This is a genomic window from Actinomycetes bacterium (genome assembly GCA_036510875.1).
Lineage (GTDB): Bacteria > Actinomycetota > Actinomycetes > Prado026 > Prado026 > DATCDE01.
Map to the genome: position 1 here is coordinate 1 of DATCDE010000207.1, position 20,743 is coordinate 20,743.

Consider the following 20,743-nt stretch of genomic DNA (forward strand, 5'->3'; position numbering starts at 1 on the left):
CCGGGTCAGCCCGGTCTGTCCCCACCTGCCGCCGACGTTCCCGCCGCCGCCACCGGTGACGCTACCGTCCTCGTTGCCGGTCAGCCGGCCGAACCCGTTGTAGCCGAACAGCAGGTCGAGCACGCTGTTGTTCTGCGAGCCACCGACGAACGGCCGCGAGCCGGCCGGCCACAGCTCCACCACCGCGACCCACCAGCCGGACGACACCAGCAGCACGCCCAGCGCTCCGAACAGCTGCCCGAAGCGTCGGCGCAGCGACGTCGGCGCCGCGACCAGGTACATGAACACGAAGCCGGGCAGCACCAGGTAGGCCTGCAGCATCTTGGTCAGGAACGCCAACCCGATGACGGCGGCCGAGATGAGCAGCCACCGGGTGGACGCCTTCTCCACCGCGCGGACCATCGCGTAGGCCCCGATGGTCATGAGCAGTACGAGCATCGCGTCCGGGTTGTTGAACCGGAACATCAAGGTGGCGACCGGGGTCAGCGCGAGCGCCGCTCCGGCGATCAGCCCGGCCACCGCTCCGAACCACCGCAGGACGGCGGCGTACAGCACGCCCACGGTCGCGACGCCCATGAGCGCCTGCGGCGCCAGGATGCTCCAGGCGTTGACCCCGAACAACCGGGCCGACAGGCCCATCACCCACAGGGACGCCGGCGGCTTGTCGACAGTGATCAGGTTCGCGGCGTCGAAGGAACCGAAGAACAGCGCCTTCCAGCTCTGCGACCCGGCCTGGACGGCGGCCGAGTAGAACGAGTTCGCCCACCCGGAGGCCCCAAGGCCCCACAGGTACAGCACCGCGGTAGCGGCGAGCAGCACGATCAGCGCGGGGCGGGCCCAGCGCGGGTCAGCGGGCCGCTCGAACGGTGTCGGCAGCGGAGGGGCGGCGCCCACTCCGACGGGCTGCTCGACGAGCGGCTGCACCGGGGTGGTCATCGCGTCGGTGGTCACGGGCGGTCCTCAGTTCGGTATGCGGGGCGGGAGCGGACGTGGTGGGTCGGCGGAACATCCAGGAGCGGAACAGCAAGAAGCGCACCAAGGTGGCGGCCACGTTGGCGGCCACGAGCACGGTGACCTCGAACAGCCGGCCGGCGTTGGGGGCGAGCCCCTGCAGCAGCGCCAACGAGCCGCTGGTGAGCGCGAGGCCGATGCCGAACACGACCAGGCCCTGCGCCTGGTGCCGCCGCCGGCCGGCCCGCACGGAGACCCCGAAGGTCAGCCTCCGGTTCGCCGCGGTGTTGAGCACCGCCGTGGTGACCAGGGCCAGCGCGTTGGCCCACTGGGCGGAGAGGGCTCCGCCCAGCAGCAGGTACAGCAGCAGGTAGGCGACCGTGCTCGCGACCCCGATGACCGCGAACCGGACCAGCTGGCTGACGATGTCGGCCGGCGCGCGCACCGACGCTTCGGCGTCCGCGGTCTCTCGCAGCGCCCTCAGCGGCAGCCTCCCGGTGGCCAGCGCGCGGCCCAGCCGGGCGATGCCCTTGAGGTCGGCGACGGCGGTGCTCACGATGTCGACCCGCGAGTCGGGATCGTCCACCCAGTCGACCGGCACCTCGTGGATGCGCAGCCCGGAGCGCTCGGCGAGCACCAGCAGCTCGGTGTCGAAGAACCACTGGGTGTCCTCGACCATCGGCAGCAGCTCGGCGGCCCGGTCCGCCCGGATGGCCTTGAACCCGCACTGCGCGTCGGAGAACCGGGCGCCCAGCGTGGTCCGCAGGATCAGGTTGTAGGTGCGCGAGATGAGCTCCCGCTTCGGCCCGCGGACCACCCGGGACGAGGGGGTCAGCCGGGTCCCGATCGCGACGTCGCTGTGCCCGCTGAGCACTGGTGCGACCAGTGGCAGCAGCGCGGCCAGGTCGGTGGACAGGTCGACGTCCATGTAGACGAGCACGGTGGCGTCACTGTGCGACCAGACCTGGCGCAGCGCGCGTCCCCGTCCCTTCTCGTCGAGGTGGACGGCGCGGACATGCGGCAGCATCGCTTGCAGCCGCTGGGCGACCTGCCAGGTGTGGTCGGTGCTGGCGTTGTCCGCGATGGTGATCCGGAAGCTGAACGGAAACCCGTCGCTGAGGTACGCGTGCAGCCGCCGCACGCTGGGCTCGAGGTTGGTCTCCTCGTTGTACACGGGGACGACGAGGTCGATCGCCGGGGTTGGCCGGGGGGAGTCTGCGGCGCGCACGGCAGCTGGCTCGGTCGTGGTGGTCACGGAACCCAGCCTTCGATCAGAACCTGACGGTTCCCTGGACGCAGGCTGCCGTAGTGCTTCGAGCTGGCCGCCAAGACGTTCAGCGTTTCTCCAGGGTTCGTGCAGGCTGACCGGAGCCTGACAGCGCAGACTGACCCCATGAACGGCGACCACAGAGGCCCCGAGGCTCGGCTGCTCGTCGTGGACGACGAGCCCAACATCGTCGAGCTGCTGTCGGAGAGCCTGCGCTTCGCCGGCTTCGAGGTGGTGACCGCCCGGGGCGGGCAGGACGCCCTGCGGCTGGCCCGGGAGCACCAGCCGGACCTGGCCGTGCTCGATGTGATGATGCCCGGCCTCGACGGGTTCGAGGTGGTCCGCCGGCTGCGCAGCGAGGGACTGCGGTTCCCAGTGCTGTTCCTCACCGCGCGGGACAGCACCGAGGACACCATCACCGGGCTGACCGTCGGTGGCGACGACTACGTCACCAAGCCGTTCAGTCTCGGCGAGCTGGTGGCCCGGATCCGTGCCGTGCTTCGTCGATCCGGGCTGGCCGCGGGGGCGACCGGCGCCGAGCCGATGGTGTTCGTCGACATCACCCTCGACGAGGACGCCCACGAGGTCACCAAGGCGGGGGAGCTGGTCGGGCTGTCCCCGACCGAGTTCAAGCTGCTGCGCTACTTCATGGAGAACCCGAGCCGGGTGCTGTCCAAGGCGCAGATCCTCGACCACGTGTGGCACTACGACTTCGGTGGCGACGCCAACGTCGTGGAGTCCTACATCTCGCACCTGCGGCGCAAGATCGACACGACCGAGCCACGACTGCTGCACACCGTCCGCGGCGTGGGCTACGTGCTGCGCCGCCCACGCCGATGAAGCACCTGCACGCGCTGGCCGCCCGGCTGCCGCTGCGGATCCGGCTGGTGGTCATCCTGGTGATGCTCGTGGCGGTGGCCCTGGTGGCAGCCGGCGCGGCGTCCACGGCGGTGCTGCGCGGCTACCTGCTCGAGCGGGTGGACGGCCAGCTGCAGTCCGTGGCGGGGTCCTCCGCGGGGCATCCGGTGTCCAGCTTCCCGCCGCCGGGCGGCCGACCCGGTGACGCAGCCCCGCCGTCGGAGTTCTACATCCGCTACGCCGATGCCACGGGCGTGTCGCTGGGCGTCGTCAGCAACCCGCTGACTCCGGGGGCCGCGCCGGCGCTGCCCACCTGGACCCTGGACCAGGTGGCGGCCCAGGGCGGCCAGCCGTTCACGGTGCCGGCCACCGACGGAGGCACAGCGTGGCGGGTGGTCGCCCTCGAGGTCCCCGGCAACAACGCCAGCGTGATGGTCGCGCAGAGCCTGGCCAGCGTCGAGGCCACCGTGGGCCGGCTGCGCGCCGTCGAGCTCGCGGTCGGCGCGGTCCTGCTGCTCCTGCTGGCCCTGCTGGCGTACTGGGTGGTCCGGCGCAGCCTGCGGCCGCTGCGCCAGGTCGAGCACACCGCCGGCGTGATCGCCGCGGGTGAGCTGTCCCGCCGGGTCCCGGAGGCGGACCCGCGGACCGAGGTGGGCAGCCTGGCCCGGTCCTTCAACGGCATGGTCGACCGCATCGAGTCGTCGTTCCAGGTGCAGGCCGAGTCGGAGGCCGCCGCCCGCGCGTCCGAGCAGCGGATGCGCCGGTTCGTGGCCGATGCCAGCCACGAGCTGCGCACGCCGCTGACCTCGATCCGCGGCTTCGCCGACCTGTACCAGCAGGGCGCGCTGCCCGAGCGGTCCGGCGTGGACCGCGCGATGGACCGCATCGGCGGCGAGGCCGCCCGCATGGGCCTGCTCGTCGACGACCTGCTGCTGCTGGCCCGGCTGGACCAGCAGCAGCCACTGGCAGCGCACCCGGTGGACCTGCTCGAGCTGGTCGCCGACGCGGTGCACGACGCTCAGGCCAGCCACCCTGAGCGGAAGGTCACCCTGGAGGTCCAGGCCGGGGCGTACCCCCCGGTCGTGACCGGGGACGAGCCGCGGCTGCGGCAGGTGATCGCGAACCTGATGGGCAACGCGCTTCGGCACACCCCGGTGGACGCCACCGTCTGCGTCCGGCTGCGCACCCAGGAGGACCCGCCCACGGCCGTCTTGGAGGTGGCCGACCAGGGTCCCGGGCTGTCCCCGGAGGCGGCCGCCCGGGTGTTCGAGCGGTTCTACCGCACCGACGACGCCCGCACCCGTGACGACGGAGGCACCGGCCTGGGGCTGGCCATCGTCGCCTCGATCGTGCACGCGCACGGCGGCCGGGTGGAGCTGGACACCGAGCCGGGCGCGGGCGCCACCTTCCGAGTCCTGCTCCCGCGCAGCTGACTACGCGGGCGCGGTCTTGGTGTACCTGAGGTCCACCACCTCGTGGCCGTGGGTCAGGCCGCGCTGCTCGTACCGGGTCAGCGGCCGCCAGCCCGGCCGAGGGACGCCGCCGCCGACCAGCGCGGTGGACGACGACCCGGCGTCGAGCACCTCCCGCATCGAGGCGGCGTAGTCCGGCCAGTCGGTGGCCAGGTGCAGGACCGCGCCGGCAGCGAGCCGGGACGCCAGCAGCTCCATGAACCACGGGCTGACCAGTCGGCGCTTGTGGTGCCGGGCCTTCGGCCAGGGGTCGGGGAAGAAGATCCGTGCTCCGGCCAGCGACTCCGCCGGCAGCATGTCGCGGACCAGCTCGACCGCATCGCCTCGGGCCACCCGGACGTTGGTCAGCCCCTGCCGCTCGGCCAGGTGCAGCAGCCGTCCGATCCCCGGGGTGTGGACCTCCACCCCCAGCACGCCGACGTCCGGTTCGGCGGCGGCCATGGCCGCGGTGGCCTCGCCGGTGCCGAAGCCGATCTCGAGCACGACGGGGAGCGGCCGGCCGAACAGCGCGGTCAGGTCCAGCGGGCGGCCGTCGACGTCGACGCCAAACCGGGGCCACAGCCGGGCGGTGGTGTCGGCGGCCAGCGCGCTGAGCCGGCCGCGGCGCGGGTGGAAGCTGCGGATGTGCAGCGTGGACGTCGACACGGGACGGCGACTCTACGCCTGGGGCTCACTCGAAGACGAACGTGGCCCGGTCGGTCACCGGGCGGTACCCCAGCCGCGGGTACAGGGCGTTCGACGTCGGGTTGGCCAGGTCCGTGAACAGCACCACCCGCTGCCCGGCGTCCAGGGCAGCCCGGCTGACCGCATGGGTGACCCCGCCGCCGTAGCCCAGCCGGCGTGACCCCACGGGTGTGTACACCGGGCCGACCCGCACCACGCCGGCGGCCGGCGGGGTCAGCCCGGCCAGTGCCACCGGCTCACCGGTCGGCCCGGACCACAGCCAGTACCGCTCTCGCGCGGCCCGCTCGCGCACGGCAGGGTCCTGGTCCGGGCCACCGGGCTCCCCGATCTCGTCCTGGAACTCCTGCGACCAGCGCAGCACCAGCGGCAGGTCGTCCAGGGTGGCCGGCCGGGCGTGCCCCTCCGGAAGCGGCGCCGGGTCCACCAGGTCGGTCAGCCGGAACAGCCGGGTGGCGAGCTTCAGCACCGCACGCCGGTCGGTGCCGGAGGTCGCCAGCGCCGCGAACTGGGCGGACAGCTCGGTCGGCCCGTTCACCCCGGTCAACTCGCGCCCCGAGCCGCGCACCGCCTCGATCAGCGGCCGCAGTGACTCGTCCGGTGCCGCCTCGAGCAGCAACGCGTACGGCGCGGTGCGCGACACCGCGCCGGTCACGGCACCGTCCGGGCCGGTCCACCAGGCGAACCACTCGGCCAGCGAACTCGTGCGCACCCGCGCGTTCTCGACCACGGTGAGGCCGATGGTGAAGCGCTCGGGTTCGGCCCCCAGCAGGGGCGCGACCGCGGTCGCGTACTCCTCGACGTCCTCGGTGATGGTCCAGGCCATCACCGCAGGATGCCGTCAGATCGTCTCCGGCACCATCTCAATTGCGCCGGCCGGGCACTCGGCCACGCAGATGCCGCAGCCCTTGCAGTAGTCCAGGTCGATCTCGAACCGCTTGCCGGGGCCCAGCTTGGTGATCGCGTTGTCCGGGCAGACGCCGTAGCAGTTGTCGCATTCGAAGCAGTTGCCGCAGGACAGGCAGCGGCGAGCCTCGAACAGCGCCGTGGACTCGTCCAGCCCGGAGACCACCTCGTCGAACGTCGAGGTCCGGCGGGCGGCGTCCAGCCGGGGGCGCACGGTCTTCGGGGCGTCCGCGTAATACCAGGTGTTGAGCAGGTCGAAGGTGGCCACCGGGTGCTTGGGCGGGGGCACGTACTCCTGGCCGTGCAGCCACCCGTCGATGTGCCGGGCCGCCTTCTTGCCGTGCCCGACGGCCACGGTGACCGTGCGCTCCGACGGCACCATGTCGCCGCCCGCGAAGATCCCGGGATAGCCGGTCATCAGGTTCGGGCCCACCTGGACGACGCCGTCGTCGACCTCGAGCCCCGGGACGCCGTCGAGCAACGACAGGTCGACGTCCTGGCCCAGGGCCAGCACCAGGGAGTCGGCCTCGAGCTCCTCGAGCTCACCGGTGGGCTGCGGGAACCCGGTCTCGTCCAGCTCCATCTTCTCGATGGTCAGCTTGCCGCTGTCGGCGTGCTTGATGGTGGACAGCCAGCGCATCAGGACGCCCTCCTCGAGGGCCTCCTCGACCTCGATGTCGTGCGCGGGCATCCGCTCGCGGGTGCGCCGGTAGACGACGATGGCCTCCTCCGCGCCGAGCCGCTTGGCGGTGCGGGCGGCGTCCATGGCCGTGTTGCCACCGCCGTAGACCACGACCCGGCGGCCCAGCAGCGGCTTGTCCTCACCCTCCATGCTGGCCAGCAGCGTGACGGCGTCCAGGATCTTCGCCGACTCGCCGGCCGGGATGTAGGCCCGCTTGCCGATGTGTGCGCCCACGGCCAGGAAGGCCGCGTCGAAGCCGCCGTCGTGCATGGCCGCCCGGATGTCGTCGACCCGGTGCTCTAGCTCGAGGGTCACGCCCATGGCCACGATCCGGTCCACCTCGGCGTCGATCACCGTGCGCGGCAACCGGTACTGGGGGATGCCGAAGCGCATCATGCCGCCGGCCTTGGGGCCCGCCTCGTAGATCGTGACCCGGTGTCCGAGCAGGGTGAGGTGGTACGCCGCGGACAGCCCGGACGGGCCGGAGCCGACGACGAGCACCTTCTTGCCGGACGGCGGCGCCTCGACCGGCACCGTCCAGCCCTTGTCGATGGCCAGGTCGCCGAGGAACTGCTCGACCGAGTTGATGCCCACGGCCTGGTCCAGCTCGGCGCGGTTGCAGGCCGTCTGGCACGGGTGGTAGCAGACCCGGCCCATGATCGCAGGCAGCGGGTTGTCGGCCATGATCTGCCGCCAGGAGCTCTCGTACCCGCCGTCCTCGGCCTTGTACAGCCACAGCTGGATGTTCTCCCCGGCCGGGCAAGCCTGAGCACACGGGGGCATCCGGTCGATGTAGACCGGTCGCTCGGTGCGCCACGACCCGGTCTTGTTGGCCAGGCTCGAGCCGACGTCGAGCGTGATCGCGAACGGCTTGTCCATCACTGGGCTTCCTCGGAGTCCTCGTCGAGCAGTCCGAACCGCTTGATGTTGCGGTCGGCGATGGCCTGCAGCCGGGCGACGACGTCGGGCCGCGGGTTCTTGCCGAACAGGTGGGCGAACCGGCGCTGCGGCTTCAGGTACTCCTCGACCGGCGTCCGGTGCCGGATCTTGGAGACGCTGACCACCTCGCCGTCGACCGCCTCGAAGACCGGGAACAGCCCGGTCTCCTTGGCCAGTCGGGCCAGCTTGATCGTGTCGCAGGAGGCGCTGCCCCAGCCCAGCGGGCACGGCACCAGGATGTGGATGTAGCGCGGGCCGCGGATTTCCATGGCCCTGGTCACCTTCGCCTCGAGGTCGCGCAGCTCGGAGACGGTGGCGGTGGCCACGTACGGGATCTCGTGGGCCATCGCGATGAGCGGCAGGTTCTTGCCCTGCCCGAACACGTTGCCCGGCTCGGGGCCGACGGCCTGGGTGGTCGCCGTCCGCGCGGCCGGCGGAGTGGCGCCGGACCGCTGGACGCCGGTGTTCATGTAGGCCTCGTTGTCGTAGCAGAGGTAGAGCACGTCGTCGCCGCGCTCGAACATCCCGGACAGCGTGCCGAAGCCGATGTCGACGGTGCCGCCGTCACCGCCCTGGCCGATGACCCGCACCTCGGTGCGGCCCTTGGCCTTCAGCGCCGCGGCCACCCCGGTGGCGACCGCGGGGGCGTTGCCGAACAGCGAGTGCATCCACGGGATCTGCCACGAGGTCTCCGGGTACGGCGTGGAGAACACCTCGAGGCAGCCGGTCGCGTTGACCGCGACCAGTTTGCCGTCGGTGGCCCGCATCGCGGCGTCCAGGGCGTAGCGCGCCCCGAGCGCCTCGCCGCAGCCCTGGCAGGCGCGGTGGCCGGAGTTGATCGCGTTGGTGCGGTCGGTGTCGGACTGGACCGACCTCTGCTCGGGGTCGACCAGCCGGTTGCCGACGGCGAAGCTGCCGACTTGGTAGAACTTCAGCGGGACTGCGGTCACAGCTGGCTCACCACCCGATCCGGGCCGACACGGCACCGACGTCTCGCAGGATGTTCTCGGCCGAGGGACCCGACCGGCGGCTCTCGCGGGTGCGCTGCAGCTCGGCCTCGACCAGCTCGTGGTCGAGGTCCAGGAAGGTCAGCGGCTCCAGCTTGTCGTCCCGGGCCTCCAGGAACAGCCGGCGCAGCGACTCTTTGGTGATCGGCCGGCCGCCCAGGCCGGCGATCACCGTGTAGCCGCGGATGCGGATCCCGGACAGCGCCATCCGGACGTTGGCCGCGACGATCCCGCCGATGCCCACGGCCAGGGCCTTCTCCAGGACGACGACCCGATCGGCCTGGTCGAGCACCTCACGGACCGCCTCCAGCGGGAACGGCCGGAACGACGTGATGCCGAGGACGCCGATCCGCAGGTGCTGCTCGCGCAGCTCGTCCACGACGTCCTTGATGGTGCCGAGAACCGAGCCGAGCGCGACCACGATGGTCTCGGCGTCCTGGCAGCGGTAGGGGCGGATCAGCCCGCCGGACTTGCGGCCGAACTCGCGCTCGAACTCCTCGGCGATGGTCGGGATCCGCTCCAGGGCCTGCATCTGCTTGGCGTGCGCCAGGTAGCGCACCTCCATGAACGCCTCGGGCCCCACCATGGCGCCGATCGAGATCGGCTCGTCGGGGTCGAGGACCTGCCGGGGGTGGTACGGCGGCAGGAACTCGTCGACCTGCTCCTGCGAGGGGATGTCCACCCGGTCCACGGCGTGGGTGAGGATGAAGCCGTCCATGCACACCATGACGGGCAGCGAGAGCTCCTCGGCCAGCTTGAACGCCTGGATGTGCAGGTCCAGCGCCTCCTGGTTGGTCTCGGCGTACAGCTGGATCCAGCCGGAGTCCCTCTGGCTCATCGAGTCGCTGTGGTCGTTCCAGATGTTGATCGGCGCGCCGATGGCCCGGTTGGCCACGGTCATGACGATCGGCAGCCCGAGGCCGGACGCGTTGTAGACCGCCTCGACCATGAACAGCAGCCCTTGGCTGGCGGTGGCCGTGTAGGCGCGGGCGCCGGCCGCCGAGGCGCCGATGGCCACCGACATCGCGGCGAACTCGGACTCAACGTTGACGAACTCGCACGGGGTCAGCTCGCCGGACTTCACCTTGGCGCTGAGCGCCTCGACGATGTGCGTCTGCGGCGAGATCGGGTAGGCGCAGATCACCTCCGGCCGGGACAGTGCGACGGCGTCAGCGACGGCCTTCGAGCCCTCAACCTGCTTGAGCATTGGCCAGCTCCTGGATCTCGTTCTTCACGTACTCGTAGGCCTCGACGGCGCCGGCCACGTTGCCGTCGGCCAGCGCGCCGGTGAACCGTTCCCGGATCGCGGCGGCCACCGCGCCGAAGGACACCAGGCTGGTGATGGCGGCGAACCCGCCGAGCAGCACCGCGCCGGGCAGCGGGCGTCCCATGTGCTTCATGGCCAGCTCGGTGGCGGGCACCGTGAGCAGCCGGTCACGCCGGAAGCCCTGAACGAACTCGGCCAGCCCCAGCTCGTCGAAGCTGCGGCTGGAGTTGATCAGCATGTAGCCGTCGGGCTGCAGTCCGCTGAACACGTCCACCTGCTGCAGCAGGGTGGGGTCCTGCACGATCAGCGCATCCGGCTGCATGATCGGTTCGCGGACCCGGATCTCGTGGTCGTCGATGCGGCAGAACGAGACGACCGGCGCACCGGTTCGCTCCGAGCCGAAGCTCGGGAAGGCCTGGGCGTGCTGGCCCTGGATGAACGCGGCGACCGAGAGCAGCTCCGCTGCTGTCACCACGCCCTGGCCACCACGTCCGTGGATGCGGACCTGGAACATGCGGCGTCCTCCTCCGGTCGCCCGGCTCCGGGCGCCGCTTCTCTGTCTACCTCAGGGGCGTCCCCAGACGGACAGGCCAGAAGTCCCCATTGGTTGAGAACTTGACCATGTTCAGTCGGCTAGCGCGCGCCGGAGCGGTACCAGGAGGCCAGCCGCTCGAAGCCCTCGTCCAGGCTCACCGTGGGCTGCCAGCCGAGCGCCTCCCGGGTGCGCCGCTGGTCGAACCAGTGCGCGGTGGCCAGCTGCTCGGCGAGGAACCGGGTCATCGGCGGCTCGTCGGTGCGGCGCAGCAGCCGCCAGGCCGCCTCCGCGGCAGCACCGGCCGCGCGGGCGACGGGGAACGGCACCGATCGCCGCGGCGCCGGGACCCCCGCGGCTGCGCAGATGCGGGCCACTGTCTCCCGGACCGTCCTCGGTTCGCCGTTGGAGACGACCAGGGCCTGCCCGTGCGCGTCGTCCGCTCGGTCCAGCCCGGCCACGATCGCGGCGACCGCGTTGTCCAGGTAGGTCGTGTCGATCAGCGCGGTCCCGCCGCCGACCAGGGCCAGCCGGCCCCGCCGGGCCCGCTCCACGATCGGCCCCACGAGCTGGGTGTCGCCGGGGCCCCACACCAGGTGCGGCCGGACGGCGACCACGGCGAAGCCGGGCGCGTCGGCGGCCAGGGCGAGTCGCTCGGCCCTGGCCTTGCTCCGGGCGTACGGTCCGCGGGCGTGCTCCGGGTCGGCCGGGCCCGCGGGCGCACCGACGAGCGAACGGCCCGCGTGCGCCACCGAGGGCGACGACACTTGGACGAACCGACTCGCCCCGGCTCCGCGGGCGGCCTCGACCACGTGCGCGGTGCCCCGCACGTTGGCCGCCTCGAACAGCGCCCAGGCACCGGTCATCGACACCCGGGCCGCCAGGTGCACGACGGCGTCGACGCGCGCGGCGGCCCCCCGCACGGCGTCCGCGTCGGTGACGTCGCCGAGCACCTCCCGAACGGGCAGGCCGGACGGCCGCCGCTGGAACACGGTGACATCGTCCCCGCGCTCGGCCAGCGCGCGGGCCACGCCGCCGCCCAGCAGGCCGCTGGCCCCGGTGACCAGGACCCTCACGGCCGCCCGGCCCGGCTCCCGGCGAGCACTCGCTCGGCCCAGGCCGCCACCCGCACGCGGTCGATCTTGGAGTTGTGCCGGATGTCCACCGGCAGGCCAGGGACGGCGAGGACGGCGGCCACCGGCACCGACACCGCGGCCCGCACCGCGTCCGCGAGCGGGCCAACGACGAGCGGCCCGTCGGCTCGGCGTTCGGCCGGCCCGGCCCGCTCGACAACAACCACCACCTGCTGGGCCCCGGTCGGCCCGACCCCGACGGCGGCCGCCCGGGCCACGCCGTCGACGCTCTCCGTCTGCCGCTCCACGCCGACCGGCGTCACCACGCCGTCCGCCGTCGGGATGACGTGCCCCAGCCGGCCCTCGACCCACAGCCAGCCGTGCTCGTCGAGGTGGCCGACGTCACCGGTGCGGTGCCACTCGCCGTCCCGGCTGTCCTGCTCGGTGAACCAGAGCCGGTCGTAGTGGTCCTTCAGGTGGTCGGCGGCGACGCAGATCTCACCGGTCACCCCGGCCTCGCTGGTGAGCGGTCCGGTCGCCGCGCCGTCCGGCCCGAGGGGGGAGAGCGCGACCCGGACGCCGGAGACCGGCAGCCCGACGCAGACCCCGTTCCCCGGCCCGGCCGCCTCGATCATGGCCAGGTCGACGTCGGTGACCGGCAGCGCCTCGGTCATCCCGTAGGGGGTGTGTGCCTGAGCCGCCGGCATGAGGGCCAGTGCCGAGCGCAGCAGGTCCGCCGGCACGGGGGCCCCGAAGGAGAGCAGCAGCCGGGTCCCGGCTAGCGCTCGGCGCTGCCGGTCGTCGAGGTCCCCGGCGGTGGCCACCACGTTGACCAGCGCGGCGGGCGAGGCGATGGCCACGGTGGCGTCGACGGCCGCGACGGCGTCCGCCAGAGCGCGCGCGGTGAGCGTGGCCGGCCGGGTGACGTCCATCTCGGGCGCGATCGAGGTGACCCCCAGCGCCGGGCCGAACAGCGCGAACGGCGCGAAGGCGGACGCGATGCTGTCCGCGGCCGTGATCGCGTAGGTGCGCACGAGTGCGTCGCGCTGCGCCTCCAGCTGACGGTGCCGGTAGACCACCCCCTTGGCCGGCCCGGTGGCCCCCGAGGTGAACACGACGATGGCGTCGTCGTCCGGCCCCGGCCACGGGGGAGGCGGTGCCCCCTCGCCGAGCCGGGCGATGTCGGCCAGCGACAGCGCGGCGCCGAGCACCCGCAGCTGGGCCCGTGAGGTGGGCCCCGCGACCACGGCCCGGCCCGGCCAGCGCAGCGCCCGCGCGGCGGCCAGCGCCTTCGGCACGCCGATCAGGTGGTCCGGCCCGGCGCCCCGCAGGGCCCGGCCGATGCCCCTGGCGCCCAGCCCCGCGTCGGCCACCACGGGCACCGCGCCGACCCGCCAGCACGCGTACAGCGCCGCGGTCAGGTCTGCCCCCGGGGGCACCAGCAGCGCCACCCGGTCACCGGGGGCGATCCCGGCCGTGCCGAACCCGGCGGCCAGCCGTTCCACGGTCCCGGCCAGCGTCGACCAGCTGATCACCCGCGGGTGGGCGCCCTGCTCGACCAGCGCCGGCGCGGGGTCGGCCAGGCGCTCGGCCAGCGCAGCACCCATGGGGCGGCGGGCCACCGGGTCCGCAGCCGCCGGGGCCGCCGGACGCCGTTCGCCCAGCGACTCGACCCAGGCCCGGACCGCACCGGCGGCCCGGGGGTCCTCGGTGACCAGGTGGCTCGAACCCTCGAAGCGGTGCACGTCGGCGTGCGGCAGCCGCGCGAGGAGGTCGCGCAGGTAGCGGTCGGCGAAGACCGGGTCCTCCGGTCCCCACAGCAGCAGCGCCGGCCGGTCGGCCAGCTCGCCCAGCCGGTTCGCCACGTCGTCCAGGGCCGCGGCGCTGGGGTGCTCGGGGGCCAGCGGGATGTCCGCGACGAACGCACCGATGGCGGCGCGCCGCGCGGCCGAGCCGTACGGCGCCGCGAAGCCGGCCCGGACACCTGGGCTGAGCGGGGGCTCGGCCATGGCCAGCGCCCCGCGCAGGAAGGTCGGGGTGGTCACGCACGCGGTCCGCAGGACCCCGGGGGTGCGGGCCAGCCGGATCAGCGACGGGGCGGCCGCCCCGGCCGGCTGGTGGACGGCGGTGTTCGCGAGCACCATCCCGGCGACCTGCTCGCGGTGCGCGAGCGCCCAGCCGAGCGAGACCGGGCCGCCCCAGTCGTGGGCGACCGTGACCACCGGGCCGGTGAGGCCCAGCGCGTCGCTCACCCGGCCCAGGTCGTCGACGCGCCGGGCCAGCCCGCGGACCGTGCCGGTGCGCTCGGAGAAGCCCATGTCCAGCTGGTCCACGGCGACCACCCGCCACCCGGCGGGCGGCGCCGCGAGCACCCGGCGCCACAGGTAAGACCAGGTCGGGTTGCCGTGCACGCACAGCAGGGTGCCGACCGGGTCGGCGACCTGGTTGTCCAGCAGGTGCCAGGTGCGCCGGACGCCGTCCGCGTCGACGGCCTCGACCAGCCGCGACCAGGCGGGGTCGAGCTCGGCGAGCCCCGGCGGGGGCAGCAGGGCGGGCTGGCCCGTGGTGGCGGCCGGCCCCGCGGTCACCAGTGGATCTCGGTGCACGAGGTGTTGAGGCCGGAGCCGATGCCCATGGTGAGGACCCGGTCGCCGGGGGAGAGCTGGGCCGCCTGGGTGGCGAGGGTGAACGGCACCGACGCGGGGCCCATGTTGCCCAGGGTCGGGTAGGTGAGCGGCACGTGGTCGGGGTCAATCCCGAGGCGGGCGCAGAGCAGGCTGGTGTGCACCTGAGACACCTGGTGCATGACGTAGCAGTCCATGCCCTGCCAGTCGAACTCCTCCTTGGCCTCCAGCCAGGCCTCCTCGCCCAGGTTGAGGCCGGCGTCCAGCAGCGCCTTGGTGTCGGTCGTCATCTTCTCGAGGCTGCCGACGCACAGGGTGTGGTGCTCGGTCGCGGCCCTGGCCACGCCGCCGATGAGCCGGTGCCCGTCGGAGTGGCGGTCGGCCCGACCCAGCACCATGGCGGCCGCCCCCGAGCCCAGGGTGAGGGTGGCGAACTCGGCGAAGACGTCGGCCACGGTGGTCTCCTCGCGGGCCAGCCGGGCCAGGGTCGCCTCCTGCGGCTGCCGGCTGCCCTCGCCGTCCACGATCAGGGCGTAGTCGATCTGCCCTGCGTCGATCATGGTCCCGGCCAGGTGCATGCCGTTGACGAACCCGAGGCAGGCGTTGGCCAGGTCGAAGTTCAGGCAGGACGACGGCAGCCCGAGCTGGTGGTGGACCGCGACGGCGGCGGACGGCTCGAGGTTCTCCCGGGACACCGAGGTGTCGATGAGCAGCCCGATCTGCCCGGGCTCGACGCCGGACTCGGCGAGCGCCTTCGCGCCGGCCAAGGTGGCCGCGTCGGTGAACGACACGCCCTCGGGCCACCAGCGACGCTCCCGGATCCCGGCCACCGACTCCAGCAGCCCGGGCCGCAGCCCCAGCCGCTCGTAGGTGGCGGAGAGCCGCTCGTCGAACTCGGCCGAGGTCACCACCTCGGGGGCATCGACGGCGGCGACGGAGACGATGACGGTGTTCGTGTGTCGGTAGACGGCGTTGCCCCGCATGGGAGTCCTCTCGGGCCGGGGGCAGCCATGTCCCTGCACACGGTTCCAGGCCCCTGCTGCTTCCAGTGTCCCCCATGCCGGCCGATGCCAGCGACCGCGGTCCGGGGGTCCGGCGCAGGTCAGCCGCGCGCCCGCCAGCGGGCCAGCAGCTCGGTCTCCCGGGCCGGGGTCAGGCCGACGCCGTCGCGGGTCGGCTGGTCCGCGGCGCGGGCCCAGGCCAGGGTGTCGCGCACCGTGTCGGCCAGCGGGCGCGGCGCCAGGCCGCTGGCGTACGCCGCCGAGGGGTCCACCGCGTTGGCCCAGCGACCAGGGTCCCCGCCCGGCCAGAGGGGCAGCGAGCCGCCGTCCTCGCCGGCGTCCAGCAGGAACGCCTCGTCGACCCAGGTGAGGGACGTCCCCGCGGGTGCCACCGCGTCGCCCACCGCGGCCAGCAGGTCGCCGAAGCCGTGCGGCGGCCGCGGGCTGGCCGCGTGGAACGCCCCGGTGGCTCGGCGCTCCACGAGGTCGAGCATCCAGGTGGTCATGTCCCGCCCGTCGATCACCTGGATCGGCAGGTCCGGTGCGCCAGGGGCCAGCACTCGTCCGCCGCCTGCCATCCGCAGCACCCACCAGGTGAACCGGCCGGTCGTGTCGTACGGCCCCACCACGTACGTCGGGCGCACGACGAGCAGCCCGTCGGTGAACAGCTCGGCGGCGGCCAGCTCGCAGGAGACCTTGAGCCGCCCGTACGACTCGGCCGTGATCTGGTCGACGTCGTCGGCGGCCGGCTCCAGGAGCGGGGAGCCCTCCACCGTGCCCGGGCCGGCCGGGTCGGCGTACGCCGAGATCGACGAGACGTAGGTGTAGCGGCTGCCACGGCCGTCGAGCGCCGCCGCGAGCGAGCGCACCTGCCGCGAGAAGTAGGCGCTGATGTCGACGGTCGCGTCCCACCGGCCGCCCGCGAGCACCCCCAGGTCGCCGTCGCGGTCGGTGTGCCGGTGCTCGGCTTGCGGGAACAGGTCCTCGCCGCTGGCCCCGCGGTGCAGCAGTGTCACCTCGTGCCCTCGTCCGAGCGCGGCCTCGACGAACAGCCGGCCGATGAAGCGGGTTCCTCCGGCCACCAGGATGCGCATCCGGGCGACGCTACTGCGGCCTTCCGTCCCTTGCCACTGGCGGGTGCGCGGGATGGACTGGAGGGGTCGGTGGAGGTGTGGCCATGCACATCATTGACGCGTCGTCGGCCGTGCGGACCCGCTACTGGCACCGCCTCGGGGACGGTCGCATCCAGTGCGACGTGTGCCCGCGGGCCTGCCGCCTGCACGAGGGACAGCGCGGGCTGTGCTTCGTGCGCGCCCGCCAGGGCGACGCCATCGTGCTGACCACCTACGGCCGCAGCAGCGGCTACTGCGTCGACCCGATCGAGAAGAAGCCGCTCAACCACTTCCTGCCCGGCACCGCGGTGCTGTCCTTCGGCACGGCTGGCTGCAACCTGACCTGCCGGTTCTGCCAGAACTGGGACATCTCCAAGTCCCGCGAGATGGACACCCTCGCCGACTCGGCATCCCCCGCGACCATCGCGCGCGCGGCCCAGGACCTCGGTTGCCGCAGCGTCGCCTTCACGTACAACGACCCGGTGATCTTCCTGGAGTACGCCATGGACGTCGCCGACGCCTGCCGGGCGCGCGGCATCCGGTCGGTGGCGGTGACCGCCGGCTACGTCGAGCCGGAGCCCAGACGGGACTTCTTCGGCCATCTCGACGCTGCGAACGTCGACCTGAAGGGCTTCACCGAGGACTTCTACCACCGGGTCTGCGGCGGCCGGCTGCGGCCGGTGCTGGACACCCTGGAGTACCTCGTCCACGAGACGACCGTGTGGGTCGAGCTCACCACCTTGCTCATCCCGGGGCTCAACGACTCCGGGGCCGAGCTGGACGCGATGACCCGCTGGGTGGTCGACACCCTCGGTCCGGACGTGCCCATGCACTTCACCGCCTTCCACCCCGACTTCAAGATGCTCGATGTCCCCCCGACCCCGCTGGCGACCGTCCGGCGGGCCCGGGAGATCGCCCTGGGCAACGGGGTGCACTACGCCTACACCGGCAACGTGGCTGACGCGGACGGCGCCGCCACGTACTGCCCCGGCTGCGGCACCCGGGTGGTCGAGCGGCTCGGGTACCGGATCGGCGGCTGGCGGCTGACCGACGACGGCCGCTGCACGTCGTGCGGCACGGCCGTGGCGGGTGTCTTCGACGGGCCGCCGGGGGACTGGGGCAACCGCAGGCAGCCGGTCCGGCTGTCCGACTTCGACTCGGGTGACCGGGCATGACCGCGACCGCCGTCCGCCCGCCCGCGGTCGCCGGGCGCTTCTACCCGGCCGACCCCGCCGTGCTCGCGGCCGACGTGGACCGCTCCTTGGCCGAGGGGCTGGGGGAGGCACCGGCACCGCACGCGGTCGTGGCGCCGCACGCCGGGTACGTGTACTCCGGGCCGGTGGCCGGCAGCTCCTACCGGCTGGTGGCAGCCCGGGCCGGAACGGTCGAACGGGTCGTGCTGCTGGGGCCCGCGCACTTCTCCTGGGTGCCCGGCCTCGCGGTGCCTTCGGTGGCCGCGTTCGACACGCCACTGGGCCGGGTGCCGGTGGACGCCGGTGCGCGCGAGCAGGCGCTGGCCGCGTCAGCTGCGGTCGCAGTGGACGACGAGGCGCACCGGCCCGAGCACAGCCTGGAGGTGCAGCTGCCGTTCCTGCAGCGCTGCCTGGGCGACGTACCGGTGCTGCCGCTGCTGGTGGGGCAGCCCGAGGCGGCGACGGTGGCCGAGGTCCTGCAGTTGTGGTGGGACGACCCCGGCACTCTCGTCGTCGTCAGCACTGACCTGTCGCACTACGAGGACTACGCGACCGCGCGCCGGCTGGACACCCGGACGGCGGAGGCGGTCGTCGGCGTCCGACCCGAGGACATCGGCGACCGCGACGCCTGCGGGGCCTATGCGCTGCGCGGGCTGTTGACGCTGGCGGGGCGGCAAGGGGCCGGCGTGCGGCTGCTCGACCTGCGCTCGTCCGGGGACACCGCCGGGCCGCGGGACCGGGTGGTCGGCTACGGCGCGTTCGCGGTCGTGGACCGGCCATGACCGAGCTGATCGTGGCCAACGAGCGACGGCTGCTGCTCGACATCGCCGCCGCGGCCATCGCCGAGGTGCTGCGGAGCGGTCGGTGGAGGGCACCGGACCTGAGCGTCCTGCCTGCTGCGCTGCGGCAGCCCGGGGCCACCTTCGTCACCTTGCGCAGGGAGGAGCAGCTGCTGGGGTGCGTGGGCACCCTGCGCGCCCACCGGTCGCTGGCCGTCGACGTCGCCGTCCATGCGGTGGGTGCGGCGTTCGAGGACCCGCGGCTGCCCGCGGTGACCGTCGCGGACTACTCCGTCATGACCATCCACGTGTCCATGCTGGGGCCGCTGTCCGAAGTGGTGGCCGAGTCGGTGACCGAGCTGGTCGAGCAGGTGGCGGCCGGGGTGGACGGGCTGCTCGTCGAGGCCACCGCCCGCGGTCTGCCCCGGCGGGCCACCCTGCTGCCCTCGGTGTGGGAGCAGCTGCCCGACCCGGCCCAGTTCGTCAGTGCGCTGTGGCGCAAGGCCGGGCTCCCGGCGGGGGACTGGCCGCGGGACATCGTGGTGTCGGGCTACCGGGTGGTCGAGCTCACCGACGACGGGCCGCGCACGCTGTAGCGCCCGGTGCGGTCGTTCAGGCGTCGAGGTGGGCCGCGGCCCGCTCGCCGATGTCCGGCACGGTGAGCTCGTCCTCGGCGGTGCGGGCCACCAGGTACACCGAGTCCTCCAGGAACTTCACGGCGAAGTAGCCGGTGCCGGGCCGGTAGGAGCCGGCGTCGCCGGGGCCCAGGACGTGCCCGTCGATCTCCAGCCGGCCGGACACGACGTAGGTGACGCTGCCGTGCGTGTAGCCGTGGGCGGGGACCAGGTCGCCGGCCTTGCCGTGCACCACGGTGAGCACGGCGCCGTTGGTGTGCAGGCGGGTCACCTCCGACCCGAGGATGTTCCTGGTCCAGGTCATCTGGCCGGCGGGCAGCGGCTGGAACCCCGGCATGGTCACTCCCTGATCGCGTCGGCCGCGGCTGGTGGCCAGCGCGGCGGCGGCTGGGGCCGCCGCCGCCGACGCTAGCGCCCGCCCGGAGCATCGTGCACAGGCGCGCCGCCCTTTCCCCTCACGACCCCTCGCCAACCCCAGTGTGACCTACGTCACAGATCAAATCTTTGGTAACGAAATGGTGACCATGGCATGGTCTGTCGGTGCCCGGCTCCTGCCGGGCGAACCGAATGGCCCGGCCGGCAACGCCAAGTCCTGCCCACCGGTACCGGGCCCCCTCAAAGACGTACTGGGCAGGAGCGGGGGACCCAACCGTCCCTTGCGGACTGACCGCGACCGGCTTGCCGGAAGTGGTCTTGGGGTTAAGCCGACCGGCCTGACGTACTGGGCCGGCCGACCGGGCACCTTCCCGCCCGAACCCGACAGCTGACCTCGCAGGCGTGCGGAAGGGATGTTGCATGTCTGCTCGTACCACTTCGGCTGCCTCCCGACGCGTGCTGGCCACTGCGGCCGCCGCCTGCAGCCTCCCGCTGAGCGTCTTGGCCGTGAACTCCGCCCAGGCCGCCACCATCCCCACCACCGTCGCTACGGCGTCCGTCTCGACGCTGTCGTCGGTCTGGGAGGGGCGGGCGCTGGGCTCGGTGCAGGCCTCGCTGAGCTACGACAAGCTCACCGTGCCGGTCAACGGCAAGGTCGCCACGTCGGTCAAGGTCAGCGCAGCCGGCACGGCCGTCCCTGGCGCGGAGGTCCGGTTCTTCGCCAAGGCCAGGACCGGCAGCACGTGGACCCAGTTCGCCACCTCGACGGCGTCGCTCGACGGCTTCGCCCGGCTGACCTTCACCCCGGGCTCCACCTCGATGTCGTTCAAGGCCGACGTCGTGACGCCGGTCGGCCAGGTGGCCGCCGCGAACGTGGGCGCCGTCACGGTGGCCGGGCCGGTGGCCGCGAGCGCGAGTGGGGCGGCCAAGGTGCTCGCCATGGCGGCCCGCTACGCCGGGCGCCCCTACGGCTACGGTGCCAGCGGCCCGTCGGCGTTCGACTGCTCCGGCTACACCTCCTACGTCGTCCGGGCCGCCCTCGGCCGGTCGCTGCCGCACAACGCAGCCGCCCAGTACGCGGTCAGCCAGAAGATCTCCCGCTCGGCGGTCCGCCCCGGCGACCTGATCTTCTTCTCCGGGGGCGGCGGCATCTACCACGTGGGCATCTACGCCGGCAACGGTCGGATGTGGGACGCCCAGCACCCGGGCACGACGGTCGGCCTGCACACGATCTTCTCCTCCAGCTGGGTCGCCGGCCGGATCGCGTAAACCCGTCCGCGCCCCTCCGCCGTCGCGGCGGCTCCGGAAGCACCCCCCCGCCCCCGGAGCCGCCGCGACTTCTCGTTTCGGCAGCCGGTCGGCCCAGGCGACACCGGTGTGGGGTTGATC

19 protein-coding genes and 1 riboswitch are annotated in these 20,743 nt (G+C 73.3%); of the genes, 6 read left to right on the plus strand and 13 right to left on the minus strand.

Annotated features, from left to right (window positions below; all coding sequences use genetic code 11):
• Both VIM19_12065 and VIM19_12070 read right to left on the minus strand, forming a co-directional pair.
• On the minus strand, nt 1–951 hold a 951-nt coding region (locus VIM19_12065; protein ID HEY5185611.1), incomplete at its 3' end, for a glycosyltransferase family 39 protein.
• A complete protein-coding gene (locus VIM19_12070) occupies nt 848–2,206 on the minus strand; it encodes a bifunctional glycosyltransferase family 2/GtrA family protein (GenBank protein ID HEY5185612.1) in 1,359 nt (452 codons plus the stop codon). The genes VIM19_12065 and VIM19_12070, both read right to left, overlap by 104 nt.
• A gap of 138 nt (nt 2,207–2,344) precedes the next feature.
• Here VIM19_12070 and VIM19_12075 point away from each other — a divergent pair, with 138 nt between their 5' ends.
• Together VIM19_12075 and VIM19_12080 are read left to right on the plus strand one after the other, a co-directional pair.
• Nucleotides 2,345–3,058: a response regulator transcription factor gene (locus VIM19_12075; protein ID HEY5185613.1), complete on the plus strand. Its 714-nt coding sequence runs from the start codon at nt 2,345–2,347 to the stop codon at nt 3,056–3,058.
• The gene (locus tag VIM19_12080) at nt 3,055–4,509 is read left to right on the plus strand and encodes a HAMP domain-containing sensor histidine kinase (protein ID HEY5185614.1); all 1,455 of its coding nucleotides are present in this window, start codon (nt 3,055–3,057) and stop codon (nt 4,507–4,509) included. The genes VIM19_12075 and VIM19_12080 overlap by 4 nt, the downstream gene beginning before the upstream one ends.
• Here VIM19_12080 and trmB read toward each other — a convergent pair whose 3' ends face one another.
• The 10 genes from trmB to VIM19_12130 form a co-directional block, all read right to left on the minus strand.
• Nucleotides 4,510–5,193 carry a tRNA (guanosine(46)-N7)-methyltransferase TrmB gene (gene trmB / locus VIM19_12085; protein HEY5185615.1) on the minus strand — a complete coding sequence of 228 codons (684 nt, stop codon included), beginning with the start codon at nt 5,191–5,193 and terminating at the stop codon, nt 4,510–4,512.
• Between the two features lie 25 nt (nt 5,194–5,218).
• On the minus strand, nt 5,219–6,055 hold the full coding sequence (locus VIM19_12090) for a GNAT family N-acetyltransferase (protein ID HEY5185616.1): 837 nt from the start codon (nt 6,053–6,055) through the stop codon (nt 5,219–5,221).
• A gap of 15 nt (nt 6,056–6,070) precedes the next feature.
• On the minus strand, nt 6,071–7,696 hold the full coding sequence (locus tag VIM19_12095; protein ID HEY5185617.1) for an NAD(P)-binding protein: 1,626 nt from the start codon (nt 7,694–7,696) through the stop codon (nt 6,071–6,073).
• Nucleotides 7,696–8,706, minus strand: a complete 1,011-nt coding sequence (locus tag VIM19_12100) for a thiamine pyrophosphate-dependent enzyme (GenBank protein HEY5185618.1) — start codon at nt 8,704–8,706, stop codon at nt 7,696–7,698. The genes VIM19_12095 and VIM19_12100 overlap by 1 nt, the downstream gene beginning before the upstream one ends.
• A 7-nt stretch (nt 8,707–8,713) precedes the next feature.
• A complete protein-coding gene (locus VIM19_12105) occupies nt 8,714–9,970 on the minus strand; it encodes a transketolase C-terminal domain-containing protein (GenBank protein ID HEY5185619.1) in 1,257 nt (418 codons plus the stop codon).
• Nucleotides 9,954–10,544, minus strand: coding sequence for a 2-oxoacid:acceptor oxidoreductase family protein (locus tag VIM19_12110; GenBank protein HEY5185620.1), 591 nt, complete (start codon nt 10,542–10,544; stop codon nt 9,954–9,956). Before VIM19_12110 ends, VIM19_12105 begins: the two co-directional genes overlap by 17 nt.
• Before the next feature lie 119 nt (nt 10,545–10,663).
• Nucleotides 10,664–11,638 carry an NAD-dependent epimerase/dehydratase family protein gene (locus VIM19_12115; GenBank protein ID HEY5185621.1) on the minus strand — a complete coding sequence of 325 codons (975 nt, stop codon included), beginning with the start codon at nt 11,636–11,638 and terminating at the stop codon, nt 10,664–10,666.
• Nucleotides 11,635–14,223, minus strand: coding sequence for an alpha/beta fold hydrolase (locus tag VIM19_12120; GenBank protein ID HEY5185622.1), 2,589 nt, complete (start codon nt 14,221–14,223; stop codon nt 11,635–11,637). Before VIM19_12120 ends, VIM19_12115 begins: the two co-directional genes overlap by 4 nt.
• On the minus strand, nt 14,220–15,242 hold the full coding sequence (locus VIM19_12125) for a 3-oxoacyl-ACP synthase III (protein ID HEY5185623.1): 1,023 nt from the start codon (nt 15,240–15,242) through the stop codon (nt 14,220–14,222). Before VIM19_12125 ends, VIM19_12120 begins: the two co-directional genes overlap by 4 nt.
• Before the next feature lie 119 nt (nt 15,243–15,361).
• Nucleotides 15,362–16,354, minus strand: coding sequence for an NAD-dependent epimerase/dehydratase family protein (locus tag VIM19_12130; protein HEY5185624.1), 993 nt, complete (start codon nt 16,352–16,354; stop codon nt 15,362–15,364).
• Between the two features lie 83 nt (nt 16,355–16,437).
• On the opposite strand from VIM19_12130, the gene amrS reads away from it, so the two are divergent.
• Genes amrS through amrA form a run of 3 tightly spaced genes read left to right on the plus strand, consistent with a single transcriptional unit; the run spans nt 16,438 to nt 18,940 of the window.
• Nucleotides 16,438–17,547 (plus strand): AmmeMemoRadiSam system radical SAM enzyme, encoded by a 1,110-nt coding sequence (gene amrS / locus VIM19_12135; protein ID HEY5185625.1) that lies wholly within the window; start codon nt 16,438–16,440, stop codon nt 17,545–17,547.
• Complete coding sequence (gene amrB, locus VIM19_12140; protein HEY5185626.1) at nt 17,544–18,347, plus strand: AmmeMemoRadiSam system protein B; 804 nt, start codon at nt 17,544–17,546, stop codon at nt 18,345–18,347. The genes amrS and amrB overlap by 4 nt, the downstream gene beginning before the upstream one ends.
• Entirely contained in the window at nt 18,344–18,940 is a 597-nt protein-coding gene (gene amrA, locus VIM19_12145; GenBank protein ID HEY5185627.1) for an AmmeMemoRadiSam system protein A, read from the plus strand. Before amrB ends, amrA begins: the two co-directional genes overlap by 4 nt.
• Before the next feature lie 16 nt (nt 18,941–18,956).
• On the opposite strand, the gene VIM19_12150 is transcribed toward amrA, so the two are convergent.
• Entirely contained in the window at nt 18,957–19,316 is a 360-nt protein-coding gene (locus tag VIM19_12150; protein HEY5185628.1) for a hypothetical protein, read from the minus strand.
• Between the two features lie 261 nt (nt 19,317–19,577).
• Nucleotides 19,578–19,771, plus strand: a riboswitch (cyclic di-AMP (ydaO/yuaA leader).
• A 90-nt stretch (nt 19,772–19,861) separates the two neighbouring features.
• On the opposite strand from VIM19_12150, the gene VIM19_12155 reads away from it, so the two are divergent.
• The gene (locus VIM19_12155) at nt 19,862–20,623 is read left to right on the plus strand and encodes an NlpC/P60 family protein (GenBank protein HEY5185629.1); all 762 of its coding nucleotides are present in this window, start codon (nt 19,862–19,864) and stop codon (nt 20,621–20,623) included.
• The last annotated feature ends 120 nt before the right edge of the window (nt 20,624–20,743 follow it).